The sequence below is a fragment of the Mesorhizobium sp. B2-3-15 genome (genome assembly GCF_006442875.1).
Taxonomy (GTDB): domain Bacteria; phylum Pseudomonadota; class Alphaproteobacteria; order Rhizobiales; family Rhizobiaceae; genus Mesorhizobium; species Mesorhizobium australicum.
In genome coordinates, this window is record NZ_VFVO01000019.1 from 1 (window position 1) to 24660 (window position 24660).

General features: G+C 63.2%; 21 protein-coding genes and 1 pseudogene. 13 read left to right on the forward strand and 9 right to left on the reverse strand.

Going from position 1 to position 24660, the window contains the following annotated elements:
- The 5 genes and pseudogenes from FJ954_RS29150 to FJ954_RS29170 all read left to right on the forward strand — a co-directional run.
- A partial coding sequence (locus FJ954_RS29150) for a hydantoinase B/oxoprolinase family protein (RefSeq protein WP_140665261.1) occupies positions 1-2952 on the forward strand: 2952 nt, incomplete at its 5' end.
- A 32-nt stretch (positions 2953-2984) separates the two neighbouring features.
- Positions 2985-4283 carry a DUF3419 family protein gene (locus FJ954_RS29155; protein WP_041163423.1) on the forward strand — a complete coding sequence of 433 codons (1299 nt, stop codon included), beginning with the start codon at positions 2985-2987 and terminating at the stop codon, positions 4281-4283.
- On the forward strand, positions 4280-4945 hold the full coding sequence (locus tag FJ954_RS29160) for a class I SAM-dependent methyltransferase (protein ID WP_015317191.1): 666 nt from the start codon (positions 4280-4282) through the stop codon (positions 4943-4945). The genes FJ954_RS29155 and FJ954_RS29160 overlap by 4 nt, the downstream gene beginning before the upstream one ends.
- 173 nt (positions 4946-5118) lie before the next feature.
- Positions 5119-5406, forward strand: a pseudogene (locus FJ954_RS29165) (type II toxin-antitoxin system RelE/ParE family toxin); the annotation flags it as partial.
- Between the two features lie 8 nt (positions 5407-5414).
- Entirely contained in the window at positions 5415-5723 is a 309-nt protein-coding gene (locus FJ954_RS29170) for a HigA family addiction module antitoxin (RefSeq protein WP_015317189.1), read from the forward strand.
- A 28-nt stretch (positions 5724-5751) separates the two neighbouring features.
- Here the strand turns inward: FJ954_RS29170 and FJ954_RS29175 are convergent, their stop codons facing one another.
- Positions 5752-7131, reverse strand: a complete 1380-nt coding sequence (locus tag FJ954_RS29175; protein WP_140615606.1) for a serine hydrolase — start codon at positions 7129-7131, stop codon at positions 5752-5754.
- Between the two features lie 287 nt (positions 7132-7418).
- Here FJ954_RS29175 and FJ954_RS29180 point away from each other — a divergent pair, with 287 nt between their 5' ends.
- Positions 7419-8219 carry a GH25 family lysozyme gene (locus FJ954_RS29180; protein ID WP_140665264.1) on the forward strand — a complete coding sequence of 267 codons (801 nt, stop codon included), beginning with the start codon at positions 7419-7421 and terminating at the stop codon, positions 8217-8219.
- Positions 8220-8564: 345 nt separating this feature from the next.
- Complete coding sequence (locus FJ954_RS29185; protein WP_140665266.1) at positions 8565-9743, forward strand: lytic murein transglycosylase; 1179 nt, start codon at positions 8565-8567, stop codon at positions 9741-9743.
- 79 nt (positions 9744-9822) lie between these two features.
- Here FJ954_RS29185 and FJ954_RS29190 read toward each other — a convergent pair whose 3' ends face one another.
- Positions 9823-11043, reverse strand: coding sequence for an alanine racemase (locus FJ954_RS29190; protein ID WP_140615602.1), 1221 nt, complete (start codon positions 11041-11043; stop codon positions 9823-9825).
- A gap of 307 nt (positions 11044-11350) precedes the next feature.
- Between FJ954_RS29190 and FJ954_RS29195 the strand changes: the two genes are divergently transcribed.
- Positions 11351-12268, forward strand: coding sequence for a DMT family transporter (locus FJ954_RS29195; protein WP_140665269.1), 918 nt, complete (start codon positions 11351-11353; stop codon positions 12266-12268).
- Between the two features lie 434 nt (positions 12269-12702).
- On the opposite strand, the gene metF is transcribed toward FJ954_RS29195, so the two are convergent.
- Together metF and FJ954_RS29205 are read right to left on the reverse strand one after the other, a co-directional pair.
- Positions 12703-13614, reverse strand: coding sequence for a methylenetetrahydrofolate reductase [NAD(P)H] (metF, locus tag FJ954_RS29200; protein ID WP_023769638.1), 912 nt, complete (start codon positions 13612-13614; stop codon positions 12703-12705).
- Positions 13614-14636 (reverse strand): metalloregulator ArsR/SmtB family transcription factor, encoded by a 1023-nt coding sequence (locus tag FJ954_RS29205; protein WP_140665272.1) that lies wholly within the window; start codon positions 14634-14636, stop codon positions 13614-13616. The genes metF and FJ954_RS29205 overlap by 1 nt, the downstream gene beginning before the upstream one ends.
- Positions 14637-14811: 175 nt before the next feature.
- Here FJ954_RS29205 and tsaA point away from each other — a divergent pair, with 175 nt between their 5' ends.
- From tsaA to FJ954_RS29220, 3 genes are all read left to right on the forward strand, one after another.
- Positions 14812-15336 (forward strand): tRNA (N6-threonylcarbamoyladenosine(37)-N6)-methyltransferase TrmO, encoded by a 525-nt coding sequence (gene tsaA, locus FJ954_RS29210; protein WP_140665275.1) that lies wholly within the window; start codon positions 14812-14814, stop codon positions 15334-15336.
- Positions 15333-15647, forward strand: a complete 315-nt coding sequence (locus tag FJ954_RS29215; protein WP_140665277.1) for a DUF2293 domain-containing protein — start codon at positions 15333-15335, stop codon at positions 15645-15647. The genes tsaA and FJ954_RS29215 overlap by 4 nt, the downstream gene beginning before the upstream one ends.
- A gap of 152 nt (positions 15648-15799) precedes the next feature.
- Positions 15800-16639, forward strand: a complete 840-nt coding sequence (locus FJ954_RS29220; RefSeq protein ID WP_015317179.1) for an SDR family oxidoreductase — start codon at positions 15800-15802, stop codon at positions 16637-16639.
- 39 nt (positions 16640-16678) lie between these two features.
- Here FJ954_RS29220 and FJ954_RS29225 read toward each other — a convergent pair whose 3' ends face one another.
- Positions 16679-17308 carry an MOSC domain-containing protein gene (locus FJ954_RS29225; protein ID WP_140665280.1) on the reverse strand — a complete coding sequence of 210 codons (630 nt, stop codon included), beginning with the start codon at positions 17306-17308 and terminating at the stop codon, positions 16679-16681.
- Positions 17309-17492: 184 nt separating this feature from the next.
- Here FJ954_RS29225 and FJ954_RS29230 point away from each other — a divergent pair, with 184 nt between their 5' ends.
- Positions 17493-18059, forward strand: coding sequence for an isoprenylcysteine carboxylmethyltransferase family protein (locus FJ954_RS29230; RefSeq protein ID WP_140665282.1), 567 nt, complete (start codon positions 17493-17495; stop codon positions 18057-18059).
- A gap of 12 nt (positions 18060-18071) precedes the next feature.
- Here FJ954_RS29230 and FJ954_RS29235 read toward each other — a convergent pair whose 3' ends face one another.
- The 3 genes from FJ954_RS29235 to ettA form a co-directional block, all read right to left on the reverse strand.
- Complete coding sequence (locus FJ954_RS29235) at positions 18072-19193, reverse strand: beta-ketoacyl-ACP synthase III (RefSeq protein ID WP_140665285.1); 1122 nt, start codon at positions 19191-19193, stop codon at positions 18072-18074.
- Positions 19194-19332: 139 nt separating this feature from the next.
- Complete coding sequence (gene tam, locus FJ954_RS29240; protein WP_140615582.1) at positions 19333-20103, reverse strand: trans-aconitate 2-methyltransferase; 771 nt, start codon at positions 20101-20103, stop codon at positions 19333-19335.
- Positions 20104-20147: 44 nt separating this feature from the next.
- The gene (gene ettA, locus FJ954_RS29245) at positions 20148-21797 is read right to left on the reverse strand and encodes an energy-dependent translational throttle protein EttA (protein ID WP_015317172.1); all 1650 of its coding nucleotides are present in this window, start codon (positions 21795-21797) and stop codon (positions 20148-20150) included.
- Between the two features lie 253 nt (positions 21798-22050).
- Between ettA and FJ954_RS29250 the strand changes: the two genes are divergently transcribed.
- Positions 22051-23337 (forward strand): GGDEF domain-containing protein, encoded by a 1287-nt coding sequence (locus FJ954_RS29250; protein WP_140615580.1) that lies wholly within the window; start codon positions 22051-22053, stop codon positions 23335-23337.
- A gap of 169 nt (positions 23338-23506) precedes the next feature.
- On the opposite strand, the gene FJ954_RS29255 is transcribed toward FJ954_RS29250, so the two are convergent.
- The gene (locus FJ954_RS29255; protein WP_140615578.1) at positions 23507-24514 is read right to left on the reverse strand and encodes a ribonuclease; all 1008 of its coding nucleotides are present in this window, start codon (positions 24512-24514) and stop codon (positions 23507-23509) included.
- Positions 24515-24660 lie beyond the last annotated feature (146 nt).

Genomic DNA, 24660 nt, shown 5'->3' on the forward strand with positions numbered 1-24660 from the left:
GGAGAACCGGGTGCGGCGGGAAAAAACAACGAATCCCCTCGCCTGATGTTCATGATGTCTTCTGGCGGGCTCACCGCCGCCGACATGTTCCAGGGCAAGGACGCATTGCTGTCGGGCCCGGCCGGCGGCGTGGTCGGCATGGTCGAGACGGCGAAGCTCGCCGGTTTCGACAAGGTCATCGGCTTCGACATGGGCGGCACGTCCACCGACGTCGCCCACTATGACGGCGAGTATGAACGGGCCTTCGACACGGAAGTCGCCGGTGTGCGCGTCCGCGCGCCGATGATGCGCATCCACACGGTCGCCGCCGGCGGCGGCTCGATCCTGCACTACGAGCCCGGCCGTTTCCGCGTCGGACCGGACTCCGCGGGCGCCAATCCCGGCCCCGCCGCCTACCGGCGCGGCGGCCCGTTGGCGGTGACCGATGCCAATGTGATGCTCGGCAAGCTGCAGCCCGACTTCTTCCCGTCGATCTTCGGTTCCAGCCAGGACGCGCCGCTCGACGCGGAAACCGTGCGTGCGAAATTCGCGGCACTTTCCACCGAGATCGGCGATGGCCGGCCGCCCGAATCGGTCGCCGAGGGCTTCGTCACCATCGCGGTCGAGAACATGGCCAATGCGATCAAGAAGATTTCCGTGCAGCGCGGCTACGACGTCACCGAATACCTCCTGAACTGCTTCGGCGGCGCCGGCGGACAGCACGCGTGCCTGGTCGCGGACGCGCTTGGCATGGAGGCCGTGCTGATCCATCCCTTCTCCGGCCTGCTTTCGGCCTATGGCATCGGCTTGGCCTCGGTGTTCGCCTCGCGCCAGCAGGCGCTGCTCAAGCCGCTCGCCGAAGAGTCCAGAACGGAGATTGGCGGCCTCGTCGCCACCTTGAAAAAGGCCGTTATCGCGGAGCTGGCGGCGCAAGGCATCGCCGAGGACGCGGTTGCCACCAGGCCGGTGCTGCACATTCGCTATGACGGCACCGATACGACGCTGCCGGTAAATTTTGAGAACGACTCGATTTTCCAGGCAAAGCGCGATTTCGAAATCGCCCACAAAGCGCAATTCGGTTTCGTCTATGACGACAAGCCGATGGTGGTCGAGACCGTCGGCGTCGAGGGCACCGAAACCGGCCAGACCAGCGCCGAGGCCCATGCGCCTGCCGGACCGGCAAGGGTCCATCCAGCCGCTTCCGAGACCCGGCTAATCTTCACGGAAGGCCAGTGGCATGAAGCTGGCGCCTACCGTCGCGAGACCCTCGGACCGTCCAATCTGGTCGCCGGCCCCGCCTTGATCATCGAGCCAAACCAGACCATCGTCGTCGAGCCGGGCTGGCGGGCCGAAATCACCAACCTCAATCACGTCGTTATACGCCGCACGGAAAAGAAAGCGCGCGCCGCTGCCCTGGGCACGCAAGCCGATCCGGTGATGCTCGAAGTCTTCAACAATCTCTTCATGTCGATCGCCGAGCAGATGGGCGTGACGCTGCAGAACACCGCCTATTCCGTCAACATCAAGGAAAGGCTGGATTTTTCCTGCGCTGTCTTCGACCACACCGGGGCGCTGGTTGCCAATGCGCCGCACATGCCGGTGCATCTCGGCTCCATGGACCGTTCGGTCGAAACCATTATCCGGCTCAACTCCGGCGACATCCATCCCGGCGACGTCTTTGCCTTGAATGCCCCCTATAATGGCGGCACGCATCTGCCCGACATCACCGTGGTGACACCGGTGTTCGACGACATCAGGAAAAACATCCTCTTCTGGGCGGCCTCGCGCGGCCACCATGCCGACATTGGCGGCACCGCCCCGGGCTCGATGACGCCGCTCGCCACCACGGTCGACGAGGAAGGCGTTCTGTTCGACAATTTCCGCATCGTTGACGGCGGAAAATTCCGCGAGACGGAGTTGCATACGCTGCTCACCGATCATCGCTACCCCGCCCGCAACCCGCACCAGAACATCGCCGATCTCAAGGCACAGATTGCCGCCAACGAGAAGGGTGTCGCCGAACTGCGCAAGATGGTCTCCCATTTCGGACTTGATGTCGTCGAGGCCTATATGGGCCATGTCCAGGACAATGCCGCCGAGAGCGTGCGCCGGGTGCTGGAGCGGCTGCCGGACACGTCGGAATATGAATATCCGACCGATACCGGCCAGGTCATCAAGGTGAAGATCACGGTCGATCGCCAAAAGCGCGAGGCGACCGTCGACTTCACCGGCACGTCGCCTGTCATGAAGAACAATTTCAACGCCCCTGAGCCGGTGGCGCGCGCGGCCGTGCTCTACGCCTTCCGCGTCATGGTCGAGGACATGATCCCGATGAATGCCGGCTGCCTCAGGCCGATCAACATCGTCATTCCCGACGGCTGCATGCTGAAGCCCGCCTATCCTGCCGCCGTCGTCGCCGGCAATGTCGAGACCTCGCAGCACGTAACCAATGCGCTGTTCGGCGCCATGGGCGCGATGGCCAATGCGCAGGGCACGATGAACAACCTGACTTTCGGCAACAAGAAGTACCAATATTACGAGACCATCTGTTCCGGCTCGCCGGCCGGCCATATGAACTCCGGCCGCGGCTTTGCCGGCACCTCCGGCGTGCACACCCATATGACCAATTCGCGCCTAACCGATCCGGAGGTGCTTGAACTGCGCTTTCCCGTCGTGCTGGAGGATTTTCACATCCGCGAAGGCTCGGGCGGCAAGGGCAAATGGAACGCCGGCGACGGCACCAAACGCACCATCCGCTTCCTCGAGAAGATGGAATGCGCGATCCTGTCCTCGCACCGCAACCGCCCGCCACGGGGGCTGGATGGCGGCGGCGACGGCGAAGTCGGCTCGACCAAGGTCCGCCGCAACGACGGCACGGTCGACGTGCTGAAGGCCTGCGACCAGACCGTTCTCGACGCTGGCGAGGCCGTCATCGTGACGACGCCGACGCCGGGCGGGTTTGGCAAGCTGTAAGAGAGACGTCAACAGGCTGTCACCGGCCTGTCATGACCCTGCGATACCCGCTTGCGGCAAAGCAAATGGGGAATCACTTTGCCATGACGGACGTCTCCTCGGACCTGGTTTTTCGCCGCGGCAAGGAAGTTGGAAAAGCCGTCTACCAGAACCGCGCGCTTTCGAAAGCTGGCATTTCCGAGCGGCTGTTCGCCTTCCTGTTTTCCGGCCTTGTCTATCCGCAGATCTGGGAAGATCCTGACGTCGACATGGACGCGATGCAACTTGGCCAGGGTCATCGCGTCGTCACCATCGCTTCCGGCGGCTGCAACATCCTGGCCTACCTTACCCGTTCGCCGGCACGGATCGACGCTGTCGACCTCAACGCCGCTCACATCGCGCTGAACCGCATGAAGCTTGAGGCAGTCCGCCATCTGCCTTCGCAGAGCGACCTGTTCCGCTTCTTCGGCGCCGCCGACACCAGCCACAATTCGGAAGCCTACGACCGTTTCATCGCGCCGCATCTCGACCCGGTCAGCCGCCACTATTGGGAACACCGCAACTGGCGCGGCCGCCGGCGTATTGGTGTCTTCGACCGCAATTTCTACCAGACCGGCCTGCTCGGCCTGTTCATCGCCATGGGCCACCGCACGGCGAAATTGTTCGGCGTCAACCCGGCCCGCATGATGGAAGCCAGGAATATCGGCGAACAGCGCCGCTTCTTCAACGAGGAGCTGGCGCCGGTCTTCGACAGGAAGCTTCTGAAATGGGCGACCTCGCGAAAAGCCTCGCTGTTCGGTCTCGGCATTCCGCCGGCGCAGTATGATTCGCTGATCACCTCCGGCGACGGCACCATGGCCAGCGTGCTTAAGGCCCGCTTGGAAAAGCTTGCCTGCGACTTCCCCTTGGAAAACAATTACTTCGCCTGGCAGGCCTTTGCTCGCCGCTACCCGGAACCAGGCGAGGCCGCCCTGCCCGCCTATCTGGAAAAGCACAATTACGAGACCATCCGCGGCAATGTCGACCGCGTCGCCATCCATCACGCCAACCTGATCGAATTCCTCGCCGGCAAGGATGCCGGCGCCGTCGACCGCTTCATCCTGCTCGACGCGCAGGACTGGATGACCGATGACCAGCTCAATGCACTGTGGTCGGAAATCACCCGCTCCGCCTCCACTGGGGCGCGCGTCATTTTCCGCACCGCTGCCGAGCCCAGCCTGCTGCCGGGCCGCGTTTCCACCTCGCTTCTCGACCAGTGGGATTACCAGAACGAGGCCTCGCGCGAATTCTCGGCCCGCGACCGCTCGGCCATCTATGGCGGCTTCCACCTCTATGTGAAGCGCGCGGCATGAGCACGACGGAGCTGCCGGCCAGCCACGCCGAACTGATGGACGGCGTCTACCGCTGGCAGCGCCACATCTACGACCTGACCCGCAAATACTACCTGCTCGGCCGCGACAAGCTGATATCGGGACTGGACGTGCCATCGGGCGGCACCGTACTGGAACTCGGCTGCGGCACCGGCCGCAACATCATCCTCGCCGCCCGCGCCTATCCAGACGCGCGCTTCTTCGGCCTCGATATTTCGGCCGAAATGCTGGAGACGGCAGGCGCCGCGGTTGCCCGCGAAGGCCTCTCTGATCGCGTCATGCTGGCAAGGGGCGATGCCACGGATTTCAACGCGAAGGCGCTGTTTGGCCAAGGCAGCTTCGACCGCGTCTTCGTATCCTATTCGCTGTCGATGATCCCGGGCTGGGAGAAGACGGTATCGGCAGCACTTGCCGCGCTGGCCCCGATGGGCTCGCTGCACGTCGTCGATTTCGGCCAGCAGGAAGGTCTGCCAGGCTGGTTCCGCACCTTGCTGCGCGGCTGGCTGAAAAAATTCCACGTCACGCCGCGTGAATCCCTGCGCGACGTTCTGGAATCGGAAGCCGAGCGAACCGGCGCAACCTTCCGTTTCCGCACGCTTTATCACGGTTATTCCTGGCTGGCTGTGATCAAGCTCGGCATCTGACATCGCAGACAAAACAGCCGTAGAACCCGGCGCGCTTTCGCCATCGGCGGCCCAACGCTCCAATTCCAAGGTCAATCCGGTGAACGCGATCAGCAGGGTTCGCCCTTCGCGATTGCAGAATGACCCAAAGGGTGGTACATTATCTCCATGCTGGAGATAGAAAGTGATCGTCGGGTTTCGGGGACGGATGGCTGCGAGCCTTTTTCGTGGAAGACATCCATTCCCGCAACATTCCGTCCGATCTTGAAGGCCGGTTGTTCCGCAAGCTCCAGATGATCGATGACGCGACGACCGATCAGGATTTGCGCGTACCGCCGAGCAATCATTTCGAAAAGTTGCGTGGTAGTCTCGATGGCTTCCACTCAATCCGCGTCAACAACCAATGGCGGCTGATCTTTCGGTGGAATGGCGGCCGTGGTGAAGCGTCGGATATCCATCTCGACGATCATAGCTACAGATGAGACGACACATGTTGATGACCACACGCAAGCCGGCAACGGTGGGTGAAATCCTCACGGAAGAATTTATGCAACCACTTGGCCTGACACAGGCTGCTTTGGCGGAAGCGATGGGGGTTCAGCGCAAGCATGTCAACGAATTGTGCAACGACCGCCGCAACGTGACGGCCGCGACCGCGCTCATTCTGGCGCGGGTCTTTGGCAACAGCCCGGATTTCTGGCTCAACGTGCAGCGCCGCAGCGATCTTTGGCAGGTCATGAATTCACCCGAGGAGCGGGCGCGGATTGATCGCGCCAAGCCTTTGGCGACCGCGGCCTAGAAGAAACTCTACAGCAACCGACTGCCGCTTAATGCAGCGCCTTCACGAGCGCCCCCACCATTGCTTGCGGGCGGTAGTTGAACTTGGCCGGCGTTAGCCCGAGCCGCACCACCACCAATTGCTCAGACGGAATGATGGCGACGGTCTGTCCGTCATGGCCCTCCATCCAGTAAGTGTCCTTCGGCAGCCCGGCCGCGACGCCGGCGCCGGGGTTTTCCTCGTCGCCCGGCGCTTCGATCCATAACTGGCCCTTGCCGTAGACCTTCGAGGCGGATGCCGGCTCGCGCATCCATTCCACGAAGCCGGCCGGCAGGATTTGGTTGCCGTTCCATACACCGCCCTGCAGCAGGAACTGGCCGAAGCGGGCCCAGTCATGCGCTGTGGCGTAGAGATAGGACGAGCCGACGAAAGTGCCCTGCTCGTCGGTCTCGAGCACCGCGCTACGCATGCCGAGCGGCTCGAACAGCGCCATGCGCGGCCACGTCAATGCCTTGGCCTTGTCGCCGATCGCGTCCTGCCAGAGGCGCGACAGCATCACCGCCGTGCCACTCGAATAGGAAAACGTCTTGCCGACCTCACCGGTGAGGGTTTTGGTTGCGGCAAAGCCCGCCATGTCAGGTTCGAGATAGAGCATGCGCGTGACGTCGGCGACGTCGCCATAATCCTCGTTGAACTCCAGCCCGCTCGACATTGCCATCATGTCGGCAAGGCTGATCGCGGCGCGGCCGTCGGCCTTCCATGGCGTGAACAGGCCCTTGTTGTCGACCGTCATCTTCCCATCCTTGACCAGCGTGCCGACGATAGCGGCATTCACTGTCTTGGTCATCGACCAGCCGAGCAGCGGCGTCTTGGCCGAAAAACCGTCGCCGTAGCGTTCGGCGACGACGCGCCCGTTCTTGATCACCACGATCGCGCGCATGCCGGTGCCGGCCAGCGCGTCATCCCCGACGATCTTCGAGACCTCGAGATTTTGCGAGGCATCGACCCGCTCGCCCTCGGGCCACAGCGCGTCCTGATTGGCCGGCGATGGCGAGGCATGGATTGCCGTGCGCCGCGCCTTGCCGACATCGCCGTCGGGGACCGAGGCGCAGCCCAGCCCGTCGCGGGCAACCGCCTCGCTCTTGCCGAGGAAGCCGAGCAGGCCGGCCGAAACCGTCCCCCGGTTCTTGTCGACCGAAACCCGCATCAAGCGCAGCAGCGGGTGGCCCGGCGCCTGCACATCGACGGCCAGCACTTCGTTGGCGTCGCGGCCGGCGATGAAGACGTTGGAGCAGACGATCTTGGCCGAATAGCCCGAGCCGACGCGGATCAGTTCCGGCGGCGCGATATAGAGCCAGGCAAACAGCGCGGCGATAGCCAGCACGATCAGGCCAAGCAGCCATTTGACGATCTTGACGACGAACCGCATCCATTGCCTCCCAGGCATTCGCCTGACGCTTATGTCATCGAATTGCCGCCATTGCTTCCGCAAAATCGGGCCTCTTGTCGACCGCCATAAACCAGATATCAACCATGATCGGCGATCACAGGGGTGCATGTCGGCCAAAAGCGCTCAGCGGTTTTGGGACAACGACATGCACGAAAAACGAATATGCCAGGCGATGCGTGGGGCGATCGCCTGGAGGGGCCAGACCAGCTTCGGCCATCAGTGCACAGACCCATCAGCGACCGGCTGATTCCGGCTTGGAAGTTGCGATGCGCCGTCTTGCGGTCCTTTTCATGCTGACGCTGCTCGGCGCCTGCTCGACCGTGGACGATCTCTCGCCGCTGTCGCCATCCGCGTCGAGCAGTCCGGCGGTGGCCGTGCGCGCGCCGCGCTTTGCCGATTCAAAGCCGCATGAGTGGGACAGCGGTGCGCCGTGGAACTATGCCGTCCATGGTACCGACGTGTCCAAATACCAGACCTCGGTCGATTGGCCGGCGGCCAAGGCCAGCGGCATCTCCTTCGCCTTCATCAAGGCAACGGAAGGCGGCGACCGTTTCGATGAGTATTTCAGCGAACACTGGGCGCGCACGAAAGCCAACGGGATTCCACGCGCGGCCTATCATTTCTTCTATTTCTGCACTCCGGCGGCCACCCAGGCGCGCTGGTTCATCCAGAATGTCCCCGTCGACCGCTCCGCCATGCCGCCGGTTCTCGACATGGAATGGAACCCGAACTCGCCGACCTGCCGGCTGCGCCCCGACGCCGCCACGGTGCGCGCGGAGATGACGACCTTCCTCGAAATCGTCGAGCGGTATTACGGCAAGAAGCCGATCATCTACACCTCGGTCGACTTCTTCGACGACAATGAACTGTCGACCTTCCGCGGCTATCCCTACTGGCTGCGCTCGGTCGCCGGACACCCGCGCGAGAAATATGGCAGCCACCCTTTCACCTTTTGGCAGTACACCGGAACCGGCATCGTTCCCGGCATGACCGGCAAGTCCGACATCAACGTCTTCAACGGCTCCGAATCCGCCTGGAACAAGTGGCTGCGGCAGAACACCCGTTGACGCCGTGGCAACGGCAGCAAGCCGCGGGAATGGGGGTTGCGGCAGATCACCCGTTGACACCGTGGCAACGGCAGCGAAGCCGCGGGAAAGGTCGTTGCGGCAGAAGACCCGTTGACACCGTGACAACGGCAGCGAGGCCGCGGGAATGGGGGTTGCGGCAGATCACCCGTTGACACCGTGACAACGGCAGCAAGCCGCGGGAATAGTGATTGCGACAGATCAGCCGTTGACACCGGGCCTGCCGCCTGCTTTCGACACAGCCAGCGCTAAAGAGTGCAACCGCTGGTAATTCAGGGCGTTGCGCTTTCAGGCACGACAATGCCCTCTCGTTTCGAAAGGAAGCTGATGCGACTGCGTTCCCAAGCCCTCGCGGCGCTGTTCTTGTGCGCCACGGCCTTGCCGGCGATGGCGCAGGAATGCGGCGGCGATTTCGAAACCTGGAAGCAGGGTGTGGCGGCGGAAGCCAAGGCTGCCGGTGTCGGCGCGGTCGGTCTTGATGCGCTGGAGGACGCCAGGATCGACGAGAGGGCTCTGGCGCGCGACCGTGCGCAGGGCGTCTTCACGCAAACCTTCGTCCAGTTTTCCAACCGCATGATCTCGGCCTACCGGCTGAAGCAAGGTGCGGCGAACATGAAGAAATACGCCGACATCTTCGCCCGCGCCGACCAGCAGTTCGGCGTCCAGGCCCCGGTCATCACCGCCTTCTGGGCGCTTGAAACGGATTTCGGCGCCGTGCAGGGCGATTTCCATACGCTGGGCGCATTGGTGACGCTGTCGCATGACTGCCGCCGCCCTCAGCTTTTCCGCCAGCAACTGGTGCCGCTCCTGGAACTGATCGATCGCGGCGTGCTGCCGGCCGACGTCACCGGCGCCTGGGCCGGCGAGATCGGCCAGACGCAGATCCTGCCATCCGACTATCTTGCGCGCGGCATCGATGGCGACGGCGACGGCAAGATCGATCTGCGCGGCTCCGTGCCCGACGTGATCATGACCACGGGCAACAAGGTGCTGTCGCGCGGCTGGAAACGGGACGAACCCTGGATCCAGGAAGTGCGTGTGCCCGAAGAGATGCCGTGGGACCAGACCGGGCGCACCAACAAATTGCCGCTGACACAGTGGGCGCAGTGGGGCGTCACCAACCCCGACGGCTCGCCGCTGGCCGACAAGGGGCTGAAGGCCGGCCTGGCGCTGCCCATGGGCCGCAAGGGCCCGGCCTTCCTCACCTACGAGAATTTCGACGTTTATCTCGAATGGAACCAGTCCTTCACCTACGCGCTGACCGCCGCCAATCTCGCCGCGCGGCTGGCGGGCGCGCCGCCGCTCGACCCGCGCAATCCCGAGCCTGGCCTCAACAATGAGCAGATGAAAGAACTGCAGACCAAGCTCGAGGCCAGGGGCTACGACGTCGGCACCGTCGACGGCATTTTGGGCACCAACACCCGTGAAGCCATCCGCAAGGAGCAGATGCGGCTTGGCCTGCCGGTGGATGGCTGGCCGACGCCTGAGCTGTTGGGAAAATTGTGAAGAGAGCGAGTAGTGGGTAGTGGGTAGTGCCTGCTGACTACTGACTACTCATGACTACTGACTACTCACCCCTTTTTTCCTAATCCGCCATCGTCTCCAAACTTGCAAACCCCACCGGCGCGTCGCCCTCGTCGAAGGGCGTCGTGACCTCGACGAAGGTATCGGGATAGAAGCCGTTGAAGCGGGTCCTCAGCGACAGCGAATAGGCGCCGATATGGCCGATCTCGATCCAGTCGCCGGTGTCGACGGTCTCTGGCAGCCAGAACGGCCGTGACAGGATATCGACGGAATCGCAGGTCGCGCCGCAGACCTTGAACGGCACGATGTTCTTCTCATCGCCATTGCGCGTACGGATCGCCGGATCGGGGATAAACCGCGCCGGCAGCGTGATCTTGCCGGTCCAGGAATCCGACAGCGAGGCCCAGATGCCGTCATTGATGTAGAGCCGCTTGCCCTTGCGCAACAGCACGCGCACGATCAGCGACAGGCAGCGCGCCACGATCACCCGGCCCGGCTCCGCCACCAGCGGCATCTGGTCAAACTGATATTCCTTCAGGTCGCCGGACAGCCGCGACATGATCTGGCCGAGCGACGGCATCTCGATCTGCTTGCGGTTGGGATCATGTCCGTATTCGGCAGGAAAGCCGCCGCCGACGTCGAGCCCGGCAATGTCAAAGGTCAGCCGGTTGCGCACCCAGTCGGCCGAGGCCAGCGCCCGCTCATAGGTGTCGGGATCCTCGATCTGGCTGCCGACATGGAAACACAGGCCGACCTTGTAGCCGGTGCGGTTCAGCCGCTCGGCGAGTTCGACCGCATAGGCAGGCCCGGCGCCGAATTTCTTGGACAGCTCGTAGGCGGCATGGCCCTTTGTCTGCACACGAACGAAGACGCTGACCGCGCCCGGGTCGATATCGAGCGCCCGCACCACGCGGGTCAGCTTGGTGATCTCGTCCTCATGGTCGAGCGAGATGACGCGGATGCCGTATTTCTCCAAAGCCAGCTTGATGTCCGACTGCGCCTTGACCGGATGCATGTAGAGCATCTCCGCATCGGGCGAGACGGCGCGCACGGCGGCGAACTCGCCTGGTGAAGCGACGTCGAAGGCGGTGACGCCGGCCTCGACCAGCGTCTTCAGCACGATCTGCTCGCCATTGGTCTTGACCGCGTAGGCGGTCTTGCCGGGGAACATGCCCATGAACTGCTTCGCATCCGCCTTCAAGACCTGCGGGCGGAAGCAGTAGACCGGGTCGTCCGGGCGAAGCGCCAGTGCAGCCTCGCTTGCATTCTCGAATCGCTGCATGGACGAATCCTCGACTTCAGCTCGCACAATTAATCCAAGCTAGCGGCTAGCGCATGACCCCGAAAGTTAATTTCGACTTCGGAAGGGATCATGCGCCAGGGATGAGCCTTGCAAGCGTCCTTTGCGCATCTCTGGAGGCGCGCGGTGCTGCAACGAAAACAATTCTGTGTCTCGTGCTCCTGCGGCACAGCACTGGCTTTTGCCGAAAGGCTTGGCTGCCGGTCGGGTTTCGGGTGGCCCTTGCCGCCGAACCAGATATGGCTTCCGCCTGTCGGCTGGCATTCCGGCTGTCTGGGGGAGGATTTATATGGCAGTGACCGCTGCATCTGCGCCACGCGGACCGATGACGCTCAGGGACTGGGGGCAGTTGCTGTTGCTCGGCGCCATCTGGGGCGGCTCGTTCTTCTTCGCCCGCATCGCGGTGGCGGAACTCCAACCGCTGGTGCTGGTGCTGTTTCGCGTCGCCATCGCGGCGATAGCCCTGCAGCTCTATCTCGGCTTGCGCGGACCGTCCTTCCGCCTCGCTCTGCCGCATGCCGGCCTGTTCTTCCTGCTGGCCTTCACCAACAATGTCATCCCCTTCTCGCTGATCTTTGCCGGTCAAACCCAATTGGGGGCCGGCGTCGCCTCCGTCCTCAACGCCACGACGCCGTTCTGGACGCTGATCCTGGCCAACGCGTTGACATCAGATGAAAAGCTGTCCTGGAACAAGCTCGCCGGCATCGGGCTCGGTGTCGCCGGCACGGCCGTGATGATCGGTCCCGGCCTGCTGGCGGGGCTCGGCGGCCCTGTCTGGGCCAAATTCGCGCTGATCGGCGCCTCGCTTTCCTATGGCATCGCGCTGATGGTCGCCCGCCGTTTCAAGGGCGTGCCCTCGCCGGTCGTCGCCACCGGGCAGTTGACGGCTTCGACCATCATCATGATCCCGATCGTGCTCTTCGCCCATGGCCCGGCCGGCCTGTTCTCCGCCTCGCCGCCGGTGTGGGCGGCAGTGCTGGCGCTGGCGCTTCTGTCGACAGCCTTCGCCTACATCCTCTACTTCAACCTTGTCGCCTCGGCCGGAGCCACCAACGCCTCGCTGGTCACGCTGATCGTGCCGGCCAGTGCCATGCTGCTCGGCTTTCTTTTCCTTGGCGAGCGGCTGGAATTGTTCGAGATCGGCGGTGTGGTGCTGATCGGACTTGGTCTTCTGACAATCGACGGGCGAGTGTTCGGACGGCGTTAGAGCTCGGCATGTGCAATCGCGAAAGTCGGAGGCGAGTTTCGCGGGGGTAGCGCTGCCACGACACAGCATCGACACGCCACCGCCATAATTTATTCACAGGCATGAAGCGGGTTTTTGCCAAGGAGTTTCAACGGCTAACCGCGAAACCGAAGTCGCAAAATCCACAATCACGTCGCAATGCAGCACATTTTCCGCTTGCCTGTGGCACAAATGAACCTAGACTCCAGGGCATAGCTCTTTAAGAGGAGGCTATGTCATGGGACTTACGAGGCCAATCAACGCATTGATGATTTGTGCTGCGTTTGCTTTCATCGGCGCCCTCATTATCGGCGTCCTTCCCTGAACCCGCCAAGACGGGGAAGACCAGCACCAAATAGTCCAACCGATTCGAAAGGCCGGGTTTTTACCCGGCCTTTTGCTTACCTGACTGACCCTCAGGCAGCAGCGGAGCCCGCCACCTCATGCGAGCGGATGCCGATCATATGGCAGACCGCGAAGACGAGGTCGGCCCGGTTCATTGTGTAGAAGTGGAAATCGCCCACGCCGCGCTCGACCAGGTCCAGAACCTGTTCGGCGGCCACGGCGGATGCCACCAGCGCATGCGTTTGAGGGTCGTTCTGCAGGCCGTCGAAACGCTCGGCCAGCCATGCCGGCACCAGCGCGCCGCAGCGCGCCGAGAAATTGGCGACCTGGGTGAAATTGTGCACCGGCAGGATGCCGGGAACGATCGGGATGTAGATGCCGGCGCGGCGCGCGCGCTCGACGTAACGTTCGTAGAGATCGTTGTCGAAGAAGAACTGGGTGATCGCCCGCGTCGCGCCGTTGTCGACCTTGCGCTTCAGCATGTCGATGTCGGTGGCGAAGTCAGGGCTTTCCGGATGCTTTTCCGGATAGGCCGAAACCGAGATGTCGAAATCGCCGGCGTCCTTCAGCGCCCCGACCAGCTCGGCGCCGTTGGCGTAGCCGTCCGGATGCGGTCGGTAGGCGGCGCCGACGCCTTCCGCCGGATCGCCGCGCAAGGCGACGAAGCGTTTCACCCCCATGTCGGTGAATTCCTGGATCACGGCGTCGACCTGATGGCGAGCGGCGTCGACGCAAGTCATGTGCGCGGCCGGCGTCAGGCTGGTCTCCTTCAGGATACGGCCGATGGTGCGAGCCGTGCGCTCACGCGTCGAACCGCCGGCGCCATAGGTCACCGAGACGAATTTCGGCTGCAGCGGCTCGAGCCTTGTGACCGTATCCCACAGCCTTGCCTCCATCTCGTCGTTCTTCGGCGGGAAGAACTCGAACGAAACCCTGACCTTGTCGCCGATATCGGGCCGGCGGGAAAAACGAAACTGGTTCATCAGGCGATTTCCCCTATCGAGCTCACTCTGGTCTGCTGGCTGGCATTGGCAGGATCGGCGATCAGCAAGCGCCGGTCGCGGCCAAGCCAAAGCTTGACGGTGAGCCTGGCCTCGTTGCCGCCGCGCGGTTCGAACTCCTGGGCCTCCTCGAGATCGAGGCCGGCTTCGGAGAACCACTCTCCGATCTGCCGGTCGGAAAAGCCCAGCCGCATATGCGCATGCTCGTCGCGCAGGAATTCCAGTGTGTGCGGCGCGAAATCGACGATGACGAGACGGCCGGCCGGCCGAAGCAGCCGCGCCGCCTCATGGATGGCGCGGGCCGGGTCGTCGAGATAGTGCAGCACCTGGTGGATGGTGACGAGATCGAAGGCATCGCGCTCGACCGGCGGCGAAAAGATATCGCCCTGCCGCACCTGCGCGTTCGAAACGCCGGCCTTGTCGAGATTGGCGCGCGCCACGGTCAGCATCTCTCGCGACATGTCGATGCCGATCCCCCGCCGGTAGAGCGGCGAGAAGATTTCGAGCAGCCGCCCGGTGCCGGTGCCAAGGTCGAGCATGGACTGGAACGGCCGCTTGCCGACCAGCTTCAGCATCGCGGCCTCCACCGCACGATCGGGCACATGCAGCGAGCGGATATGATCCCAGCTTGCGGCGTTCTGCGAAAAGTACGCGGTGGCGCGGTCCTGGCGCTTGCGCTTGACCGAGGTCAGTCGCTCCAGATCGCGCTCGATCTGCGGATCGGCGCCGCGAATGCCGGCAACCAGCCTCATCACGAAGTCTCGCGCCGAATCGGCGTCCGACAGGCGAAAGAAGGCCCACGACCCTTCCTGGTATCGGCCGATCAGCCCCGCCTCGAGCAGCAGCTTCAGGTGGCGCGAGACACGCGGCTGCGACTGGCCGAGAATTTCGGTAAGGTCGGAAACGGTGAGGTCGCCACGCGACAACAATGCCAATATGCGCAGGCGGCTGGATTCGGCCGCCGCCTTCAGCGTATCCACCATGGTGTCGAGCGAGACATGCATCAGCGTATTCTCTTTGAAAAGATATAAACATATGTTTATGTCGAATTCGGCGACCTTGCAAGCGCTATGTCGCTTCCGGACCAGAAAATGCCGCATGCGTGATTTCCCGGTCCGGATCAGCCCGAAACGTCTAGCGGTTTTGAGACAATGGCATGCACCAGCACAGAGACAGGCAATGACCGAACCGCGTGAGATGTTCGAGGCTCGCGAAGGCGAGCAGAGACTGGACCAGGATCCGGCCTTGATGCCGCCGGACGCCGGCATCGTCTTCATCGGCCGTATTGCCTCGCCGTGGATCACCCGGGATAGCTGCCCGAAGAACATGCGCGCCGCGCGCGAGGCGGGACAGCCCGCGGTGCTGGCCATCGATGCGCCCTATCGTGCGGGCCTGCGCGGGCTGGAGCGCGCCAGCCACGTCGTCATCCTGTCCTGGCTGCATCACGCGCCGCGGAATCTGATTGTGCAGAAACCCCGCCATGCGGCTGAAGCGAAAGGCGTATTCGGCCTGCGCTCCCCTGCCCGGCCGAACCCAATCGGCCTGCACATAGCCAAGCTCGTCGGATTGGACATCGGCACTGGGCGCGTCGACCTCGACGCCATCGACGTGCTCGACGGCACGCCGGTCATCGACATCAAACCGTATTTCACCTCGACCGATGCCTTTGCCGAGGCGACCGTTGAGGGGCGCGGGGAGCAATGACCGCGCCCACCGGCCGCCGCCGCGCCATCGCCAAGGCTTTGACAGCACTTCTGCCGCTGGCGCCTTATGCCGACATGGAGAAGATCCGCACCGACGCCGGCTCGGTCCATATGAAAACCTTGCCGCCGACGATCGCGGTATGGCTGGCGACGATCGCCCACATCCGCCACATGCACACCGATTACGAAAAGCTGCTGGCCGAGGGCTATGACCGCGACTCCGCCCGTTTCTTCGTCATCGAGCACACCAACACCATGCTCACGCGCTGGCGCGCCACGCGCCTGCTCGACGCCGACGACGAGGAGGAATGACGCCACTGCCGGGGAGATGGCGCTCTGTGTCTTATTCAAAAAGATTCCCCCTCGCCTCTGGAAAATCACGGGATAGGCCGTATATGCCCGAAAGCGGAGAAGCCTCCGCTTCCATCCAGAAATTGCGCCCGCAGGGGCAAGGATTCCACATCATGACATCAAAGGTTTGGTTCATCACCGGATCGTCGAAAGGCTTTGGCCGCGTCTGGGCCGAGGCCGCACTGGCGCGTGGCGACCGCGTTGCAGCGACCGCTCGCGACACCGGCACGCTCGCCGATCTCGTCGATAGATACGGCGACAACATCGCCGCCATAAAGCTCGACGTCACCGACAAGAAAGCCGTCGATGCCGCTGTCGCCGAGGCGCACAAGCGCTTTGGCCGGCTCGACGTCGTCATCAACAATGCCGGCTACGGCCATTTCGGCGCCATCGAGGAAGTCAGCGAACAGGAAGCCCGCGACCAGATCGAGACCAATGTGTTCGGCGCGCTGTGGGTTACCCAGGCTGTCCTGCCGATCATGCGGGCGCAGCGCTCCGGCCACATCATCCAGATCTCGTCGATCGGCGGCGTCAACGCCTTTGCCTCGCTCGGCCTCTACCATGCCTCGAAATGGGCGCTGGAAGCCTTCAGCCAGTCGCTCAGCATCGAGGTCGCGGAATTCGGCATCCATGTCACGCTGGTCGAGCCGGGCGGCTTCTCCACCGACTGGTCGGGAGCATCGGCCAAGGTCTCCAAGCCGATCGAGGCCTATGCGCCCGCCCGCGCCAAGATGGCCGAGCGCCGCGCCAACTCGGTTGCTGGCGATCCCGAGGCGACCGGGCCGGCGATGCTGGCCATCGTCGATGCGGCAGAGCCGCCGCTGAGGGTGTTCTTCGGCGATGGCGGCCTGCCGATGATACGCCAGGAATACGCCAACCGCCTCGCCACCTGGGACAAGTGGGACCACGTCTCCGTCATGGCGCAAGGCGTCAACAAGAACCGCAAGGGCTGACGCCCAACGTAGTAGCTGCGCCGCCTACGGGCGGCGTAGCTATGCCTTGTAAATCCATTGCTCCGGCACACGCACCGAAATCTCTTCGCCGACCCTGACCACGCCGGGTTTTTCAACCCAGGCGACAAGGCCACGCAGCCGCTTCGCCGTCTGCGGGAAGAGCAGCGCGGCTGCATCGCGATCCGATGCATGGACATGCGTGGCGATGGACTGCCCGGCGACCCGGCACGGCTTGTTCTGCGCGTCGATTTTGATCGTCACGCCCCCTTGGAAGAACATCAGTGAGCCGGCCGGCAGCATCGACAGACGTGGCACACCCTCGATCAGCATATTGGCGCCGATCCATTCCGGCTTGATCTCCTTCAGGCCCATGCGCTCGGCGACGATCGAAAGCTCGTCCGCGGCGACCAGCGACAATTGCCGCTCGTTGCGCATCTCCGTGCCGCGCGGATACCAAGGCTCGCGCCCACCGGAACGCCGCGTCATTCCGGAATGGAAGTCATTCGCGATTCCGTCGAAGCCAAGATGCAATTCCTCGACGGCTTTCGTCTCGAAATGATCGGACGGAGCGGCATAGAGCGCCACTGCCTTTGCCGTCAGCTTGCGGCCTGGGACGATGTCGATCGTGGGCTCGGCAGTTGGAAAAAGTTCTAGGTTTGTTTCCTGCATGCTGCTGGTCTAGAGGCCTCGGACAATGCGGTCCAGTCGAAAGCGCTGATGATCCGATCACTGCGTTTGATGCCGATCACGACGTTATTACCGGAAATGCCGTCATGTTGCAGCGAGCGCATCCCATTGCCGCCGCGCCGCCTATACATATATTCGGCGCCAAGTCGGGAGGAGGAGGTTCGGCATGCAGGTTGGACAGGCCATCGCAGCGCTCTGGCTGTTCTGGGTGGTATCCTGGATCGTCGCTGCATCCTGGGCCGATCCAGCCCAAAAGCGCGCCACCATCGGGGCGGAGGCCCGCTATCGCGTCTTCTGGCTGGCCGGCACCGTCCTGCTGTTCGTTCCAGCGCACGGCTATGAAGGCAGGCTGAGATTGTGGACGCCGACCCTTGCCGAAGCCTGGGTCTGCGTTGCCCTGATCGCGGTCGGCATCGGCTTCGCATGGTGGGCACGCATCCATCTCGGGCGGTTGTGGTCCGCCACGGTCACAGCCAAGGCGGATCATCGCGTGGTCGACACCGGCCCCTATCGCCTGGTGCGGCATCCGATCTATACCGGGCTGCTGCTGGCTGTGCTTGCCACCATGACGGCAAAGGGCACGGTCTGGGGCATTGCAGGTACGGCCCTGCTCATCATCGGCGTCGTCATCAAGGCGAGGCTGGAGGAGCATTTCCTGCGCGACGAACTCGGACCCGCCTATGACGATTACGCCAAGCGGGTGCCGATGCTGGTTCCCTTCACGCCGGTCTAGCGCGGCATCACCTCAGAGCATTCTCAGCAGCGCGCCACCGATCGAATATCCCGCACCGAAGGCGCAGATCAGGCCGTGATCGCCCGGTTTCATGTCGGCATGGTTCTCCGACAGCGCGATGATGGCTCCGGCGCCGGCGGTGTTGCCCAGTCGTTCCAGCACCATCGGTGCACGGTCATGGCCGACATCGTGGCCGAACGCCAGTTTCAGGATCATCGCATTCATGCGCGCATTGGCCTGGTGCAGCCAGAAGCGCCGCACCGCCTGCGGCGTCAGCCCGTGTTCGGCGAGGAATTCGACGATGAATTTGTGCCCGGCGACGGTGACTTCCTTGAACACCTTGTTGCCGACCTGCTTGATGAGGTTGCCTTCCAGGTCGATCCTGTAGGGATCATCATGGGCGGTACGGGTATGATAGCCGAGATTGGTGCGGATGTTGTTCGACATCTGCGTCCATATGCGCGTGTCCAGCACCTCGAAGCGGCCCGGCCGCCTCTCACCCTGGGCCAGCCCCTCCACCACCATCGACACCGAAGCGTCCCCGAAGATGAAATGCGTCTGCCGGTCGCGGAAATTGAGATGGCCGGTGATGATTTCCGGCGTCGTCACCAGGATGCGCTTGTGCGCGCCCGAGCGCACCAGATTGACCGCCATGTGCAGCGCAGCCGCGGCCGACGAACAGCCAAGCCCCATGTCGAAGCCCGCGCCCCTCGTGCCCAGCGCCTCCTGCATTTCGATGGCGATCGCCGGATATGGCCTCTGCTGATGCGAGGACGAGCAGATCACCAGATCGACATCCGACGCATCGACCTCAGCGTGCTCGATCGCCTTCCGAGCCGAAGCGATGCCGAATTCCGCCTGCAGCGAGAGCGCGTCGTCCGGACGCGCCGGAATGCGCGGCGCCATGCGGGTCGGGTCGAGAATGCCTTCACGCTCGACCACGTGGCGGGACTTCACACCTGAAGCATGAACGATGAAGTCGGCATCCGATTTCTGCAGCAGCGTCTCGCCGGTATCCTGGCGCCGCGCGTTCTCCGTGTCGACCCAGGCATTGAAGCTGGCGACCAGTTCCTCATTCGTGATGACAGGCTTGGGAATTTCAGCGCCGATGCCGCTGATGATGACGCGATGCATGTTTAAGTCCGTCCATCCGCGGGCGTTGCGGCTTGATGTGGGCGCCGAAACGTTCCGGCGCAACATTTTTCTCACTCGGCCGGTTTACGCCGGCTTAAACCAAGGTTTAGGCCGGCTTAAACCAAGGTTTTTCGCCAGCCTATCCCGCCCCCTTGGCGACGATGAAAATGCGGGGGAAACGCAGCAGCACCTTGCCATCGGCGGTCTTCGGATAGGCCTTGGCGATCTTGGCCGTGTAGCTGTCGAGGAACAGCTTGCGCTCATCCGCGTCCAGCGGATCGAGGAAGGGCTTCAGCCCTGTCGACTTCACCCACTCGACGATCGCCTCGGCATCGGCCAGCGGATGGTTGTAGATGGTGTGCCAGATGTCGAGCCGAGCCGAGAGCGGCGACAGCAGGTCGTAGTAGAACGACACCGGCGGCAGCGGCGCACGGGCCGCATCCCTGATCTTTGCCGCGAAAGGCGCTTCGGCGGCGGTCTCCCGCATCAGGCGATGCGAATCCTCGGCCATATTGTCGGGCATCTGGACGGCTAGCGCGCCGCCGGGGGCCAGAAAACCCATCAGGCGCTGGAACACCGCCGGATGCTCCGGCAGCCACTGGAAGACGGCGTTGGCGAAGATCACGTTGACCGGCTCGACCGGCTGCCATGTCGACGCATCGGCGAGGTCGAAGCTAACATTGGGCAGCCGCGCCCTCGCCTTCTCGATCATGTCGGGAGACGTGTCGAAGCCGCTCACTTGCGCATCCGGCCAGCGCTCGACCAGCAGTTCGGTCGAATTGCCCGGCCCGCAGCCGATATCGACAACCCGGCGCGGGAAGTCGACCGGAATCAGTGCCGCCAAGTCGCGCGCGGGCCGCGTGCGCTCGTCCTCGAATTTCAGATATTGGGCGGCGGACCAGTCAGCCATCCGGGCTCCTCATGTCAGCTTGAGAATTCGCCGCCCGGTGCCCCTTACCGCGTCAGCCTCTTGTAGGTCATGCGGTGCGGGTTGACGGCTTCGGGTCCGAGCCGGCGGATCTTGTCCTGCTCGTAATCCTCGAAATTGCCCTCGAACCATTCGACGTGGCTGTCGCCCTCGAAGGCGAGGATGTGCGTCGCCAGACGGTCGAGGAACATGCGATCGTGCGAGATGATGACCGCGCAGCCGCCGAAATTTTCCAGCGCGTCTTCGAGTGCCGCCAGCGTTTCCGTATCGAGATCGTTGGTCGGTTCGTCGAGCAGCAGAACATTGCCGCCGGTCTTCAGCATCTTGGCCAGGTGCACACGGTTGCGCTGACCGCCGGAGAGGTTGCCGACCTTCTGCTGCTGGTCGCCGCCGCGGAAGTTGAAGGACGCGCAATAAGCGCGGGTGTTGGCCTCGAACTTGCCGAGCTTGACCACTTCGGCGCCGCCCGAGATTTCTTCCCACACGGTCTTTGACGGATCGAGCGCGTCGCGGCTCTGGTCGACATAGCCGAGCTTGACCGTCTCGCCGACGCGGACAGAACCCGCATCCGGCTTTTCCTGGCCGGTGATCATGCGGAACAATGTCGTCTTGCCGGCGCCGTTCGGGCCGATGACGCCGACAATGCCACCCGGCGGCAGCTTGAATTCGAGGCCTTCGATCAACAGCGTGTCGCCGAAGCCTTTCGACAGGCCCTCGACCTCGATGACCACGTTGCCGAGCCGCTCGCCATGCGGGATGACGATCTGCGTATCCGTCGGCCGCCGCTTGTCGGCTGCATCGAGCAGATCCTGGAACGCCTGGATACGCGCCTTGGACTTGGTCTGGCGAGCCTTCGGGCTCGACTGGATCCACTCGCGCTCGCGGCCGATGGCGCGCTGGCGGGCGTCGTCCTCGCGGCCTTCCTGCTTGAGGCGCTTGGCCTTGGCTTCGAGGTACTTGGTGTAGTTGCCCTCATAAGGAATGCCGCGTCCGCGATCGAGTTCGAGAATCCAGCCGGTGACATTGTCGAGGAAGTAGCGGTCGTGGGTGATGATCATCACGGCGCCCGGATAGGCGCGCAGATGCTTTTCCAGCCACGCCGTCGTCTCGGCATCGAGATGGTTGGTCGGCTCGTCGAGCAGCAGAAGATCAGGCTGGCGAAGCAGCAGCTGGCAGAGCGCGACGCGGCGGCGCTCGCCACCCGATAGCTTGGTGACGTTGGCATCCTTGGGCGGGCAGCCCAGCGCTTCCATTGCCATCTCGACCTGCTGTTCGAGATCCCACAGGTTCAGCCGGTCCATCTCGTCCTGGAGCTTGGCCGACTCGTCGGCCGTCTCGTCGGAATAGTTCATCATCAATTCGTTGTAACGCTCGATGATGGCGGTCTTGGCCGCGACACCTTCCATGATGTTTTCGAACACGGTCTTGTCCGGATCAAGCGCCGGCTCCTGCGCCAGGTAGCCGACAGTGGCGCCTTCGGCGAGCCACGCCTCACCGCTCCAGTCCTTGTCGATGCCGGCCATGATCTTGAGGATCGTCGACTTGCCGGCGCCGTTTGGGCCCAGGATGCCGATCTTGGCGTCCGGGTAGAAGGACAGATGAACGTTCTCGAGCACCTTCTTGGTGCCATAGGCCTTGTTGAGGCCGGCCATGTGATAGATGAACTGGCGTGCCACGCGCGCTTTCCCTGAAAAATGACTGGATTTGTCGAATTGAATGGAGGTTGGCCGCTATGTAGGCGATGCGGCGCCGAACGGCAATCGCTTTTGCCATATCAGGCCAACCACACGGACAAGTGTGCACCGACAGCCAGGTTTTCAACCGGTCGATGGCGCGCGGAAATCTCCGGTTAACCCTTCCACGTCAAAACAGGATCGGAGTGGAATCGCTGGCTGGCCGCGATTTCGAACAGAGAGCGGATCGACGGCATTGCTGAACAGTTTCCTGCTCCTTGCCGAAGCGATCGTCTACTTCAGCGTCATGGTGACGCTTTTCCGCTTCCGCAAGCGCATCGGCCTGGGCGTCTTCATCTGCGCACTCGGCGTCATGCATTTCCTGGAAACCTATCTCGCCAGCGTCTTCTACGTCGCGCTGCCGTTCGGCATGGTCTCGCCGGGCTCGGCGGTGCTGTTTTCGGGCAAGCTGGTGATGCTCCTTCTGCTCTACATGAAGGAGGATGCCGCCACAGTGCGGCAGCCGATCTATGGCCTGCTGCTCGGCAATGCGCTGATGATCGGTCTGGTCCTGCTCCTGCGCCTGCACGCCATCGCTCCGCTTCCCGATGGCCGGCTCCCCGATATCGGCTTCATCGACGAGATGGGCTGGCTGATGGTTTGGGGCACGACGCTGCTGTTCGTCGATGCCATCCTGATCATCCTGCTCTATGAGAAACTTGGACGCGTCCTGCGCAAGGCGCGGTTCGCACGCATCCTGATTTGCGTCGCCTGCGTGCTGACTTTCGATCAGGCGGGGTTCTTCACCGCGCTGCATTTCGTTGCCGGCGCGCCGATCGCGGTCTTCTTCGGCGGCTGGTTCGCCAAGATGGCGGCAGCACTGACCTTCAGCGCCATGCTGGTCGCCTATCTCAAATGGTTCGAGGTCCGGGATGTCCAGATGCCGCGTGGGCTGACCGACATCTTCGAGACCTTGACCTATCGCGAACGCTACGAGGCGCTGGTCGAACATGTCGGCCGCGATGGCCTGACCGGACTGCTGCACAGGGGACGCTTCGATGCCGATGGCGAGGCCGCCGTCCAGTCCAGCCTGCGCACGGCGAGGCCGCTCAGCCTGCTCATCGTCGACGTCGACCACTTCAAGTCGATCAACGATCGTTTCGGCCATGCCGAAGGCGACAAGGTGCTGAAGGCGGTCGCAACCGTACTTTGCGAGGCGGCAGGCGTCGAGGACCAGGTGTTCCGGATCGGCGGCGAGGAATTCGCGATCCTGAGTTCGCGTCCGCATTCCGTCGCCAGGCTCTTCGGCGAAAGCGTCCGCACCGCGCTCAAGGCATCGGCCGCCACCAGCCGGTTCGATTTGACCGTCAGCGCCGGCGTTTCCACCGTCAGCGAAACGACGCAGTGCCTGGCCGACCTGTTCGCGCTCGCCGACCAGCGTCTTTACAAGGCGAAATCGACCGGACGCGACCGCGTCGTCGGTGAACCCGGCGGGCATGAAGCCGACGCCGATATCGCCTGGACCAGGTCCGCGCAGATCTAGCCAAAGTCAGTCCAGACCCAACCTTGTCGCTACGATTTCCCCTGCCGTGCCGGCGCGCTGCTCGTCATGCCACTCATGCAACCCCCGCTGAATGAACACCGCCATGCCAACATAACAGCAGGCACGGCAAGCGAAAGCCCGGCTGGCTGCCTAAATCCGTGCCCGTGCGTTACTGGAACCCGATCGCGTCGACCGTGCCGGTCGGGCAACCGGCCTTGTTGGTCGGCACGGAGGCCAGCAGCAGATCCTTGAGCGAGCTGTTCGGACCGATCGGGCCGGCAAGGCCAAGCGTCAGTTCCCCGATCAGCCGCCGGCCGCTCGACGGATCGATAAGGCAGGACACACGCACCCGGTCCCCTGCTCCCGCGCCGAAGGACTGGTCGAAGGCGCTGCGGATCTGGTCCGCGGTCAGCTTGCCGCCGATATTTTTGGCGAAGAGGTCGCGCACGGGCGAGCTGTTGACCTCACGCATCAAATGAAGGGCGTCGGAAAAATACTCCTGCTGGCTTTTGCCATAGCAGGTGCCGTGCTTGATCCATTCATGCCGTTCCAGCTTCGAGGCGGTGCCCGGCATCACCCTGTCGAGTTCGGCGCGGGTCTCGGCATCGAGGTTGACCGGTGGCAGGTCCTGCCAGTGAGCCGGATTGTCATTGGCCTTGTCGCTGGCAGTAGCCTGGCAATAGAAATTGCCGTTCGGCTGCGGCCACAGGCCGTGCAGCGTGAAATTGGTGGCGTCGAATTCGCCAGGGCTTTGCGCCTTGCATTCGGTCTTGTTCGACTTGGTCTCGCAGAAGGCCGGCTGCCAGCTCAGCGCGAAAACATATTCGGGTTTTCCCGAGGCCGCCGGCTTGCCTTGCCCGCCCGGTGCCGCCGGCGCGGTCACCGCACTGCTGCCCGAGAGATGGCCGCAGCTGACCTTCACCCAACGGCGCTCGGGATCGGCGCCCGGCACCAGGATGAGGTAGTGGGTCGGAGCGTCCTTGTTGCCGGCCAGCAATTGATAGGTCTTGCCCGCATCGGTCGAGACATTGCCGGGGTTCTTGGCGTTCTTGATCGCCTGCGTCGCGGGACAGGCAGCGTCGGCCACGAAGGTGCCGCTCATCTTGACGTCGGCATGCGCCGCGCCTGCCAGCGACCCCGCCAGCAAGGCCAATCCGAAAACAACAGCAATGCGCATGGAGAATCCCCTGCTGGAAAGTGGGCGACAGACTGAAACTGTCTCCATGTCAGAATTGCGATATTTTGCGGGCTCGTGGCAAGAAAGATCGTCGCGGAAAAGCCGGCAGGCCCGATTGACGCAAATCAGGCGCCGGCGCACACGTT

Coding starts and splice junctions, on each gene's coding strand:
- FJ954_RS29155 (WP_041163423.1), top strand. CDS start 2,985: ATGACCCTGCGATACCCGCTTGCGGCAAAGCAAATGGGGAATCACTTT.
- FJ954_RS29160 (WP_015317191.1), top strand. CDS start 4,280: ATGAGCACGACGGAGCTGCCGGCCAGCCACGCCGAACTGATGGACGGC.
- FJ954_RS29170 (WP_015317189.1), top strand. CDS start 5,415: ATGTTGATGACCACACGCAAGCCGGCAACGGTGGGTGAAATCCTCACG.
- FJ954_RS29175 (WP_140615606.1), bottom strand. CDS start 7,131: ATGCGGTTCGTCGTCAAGATCGTCAAATGGCTGCTTGGCCTGATCGTG.
- FJ954_RS29180 (WP_140665264.1), top strand. CDS start 7,419: ATGCGCCGTCTTGCGGTCCTTTTCATGCTGACGCTGCTCGGCGCCTGC.
- FJ954_RS29185 (WP_140665266.1), top strand. CDS start 8,565: ATGCGACTGCGTTCCCAAGCCCTCGCGGCGCTGTTCTTGTGCGCCACG.
- FJ954_RS29190 (WP_140615602.1), bottom strand. CDS start 11,043: ATGCAGCGATTCGAGAATGCAAGCGAGGCTGCACTGGCGCTTCGCCCG.
- FJ954_RS29195 (WP_140665269.1), top strand. CDS start 11,351: ATGGCAGTGACCGCTGCATCTGCGCCACGCGGACCGATGACGCTCAGG.
- metF (WP_023769638.1), bottom strand. CDS start 13,614: ATGAACCAGTTTCGTTTTTCCCGCCGGCCCGATATCGGCGACAAGGTC.
- FJ954_RS29205 (WP_140665272.1), bottom strand. CDS start 14,636: ATGCATGTCTCGCTCGACACCATGGTGGATACGCTGAAGGCGGCGGCC.
- tsaA (WP_140665275.1), top strand. CDS start 14,812: ATGACCGAACCGCGTGAGATGTTCGAGGCTCGCGAAGGCGAGCAGAGA.
- FJ954_RS29215 (WP_140665277.1), top strand. CDS start 15,333: ATGACCGCGCCCACCGGCCGCCGCCGCGCCATCGCCAAGGCTTTGACA.
- FJ954_RS29220 (WP_015317179.1), top strand. CDS start 15,800: ATGACATCAAAGGTTTGGTTCATCACCGGATCGTCGAAAGGCTTTGGC.
- FJ954_RS29225 (WP_140665280.1), bottom strand. CDS start 17,308: ATGCAGGAAACAAACCTAGAACTTTTTCCAACTGCCGAGCCCACGATC.
- FJ954_RS29230 (WP_140665282.1), top strand. CDS start 17,493: ATGCAGGTTGGACAGGCCATCGCAGCGCTCTGGCTGTTCTGGGTGGTA.
- FJ954_RS29235 (WP_140665285.1), bottom strand. CDS start 19,193: ATGCATCGCGTCATCATCAGCGGCATCGGCGCTGAAATTCCCAAGCCT.
- tam (WP_140615582.1), bottom strand. CDS start 20,103: ATGGCTGACTGGTCCGCCGCCCAATATCTGAAATTCGAGGACGAGCGC.
- FJ954_RS29255 (WP_140615578.1), bottom strand. CDS start 24,514: ATGCGCATTGCTGTTGTTTTCGGATTGGCCTTGCTGGCGGGGTCGCTG.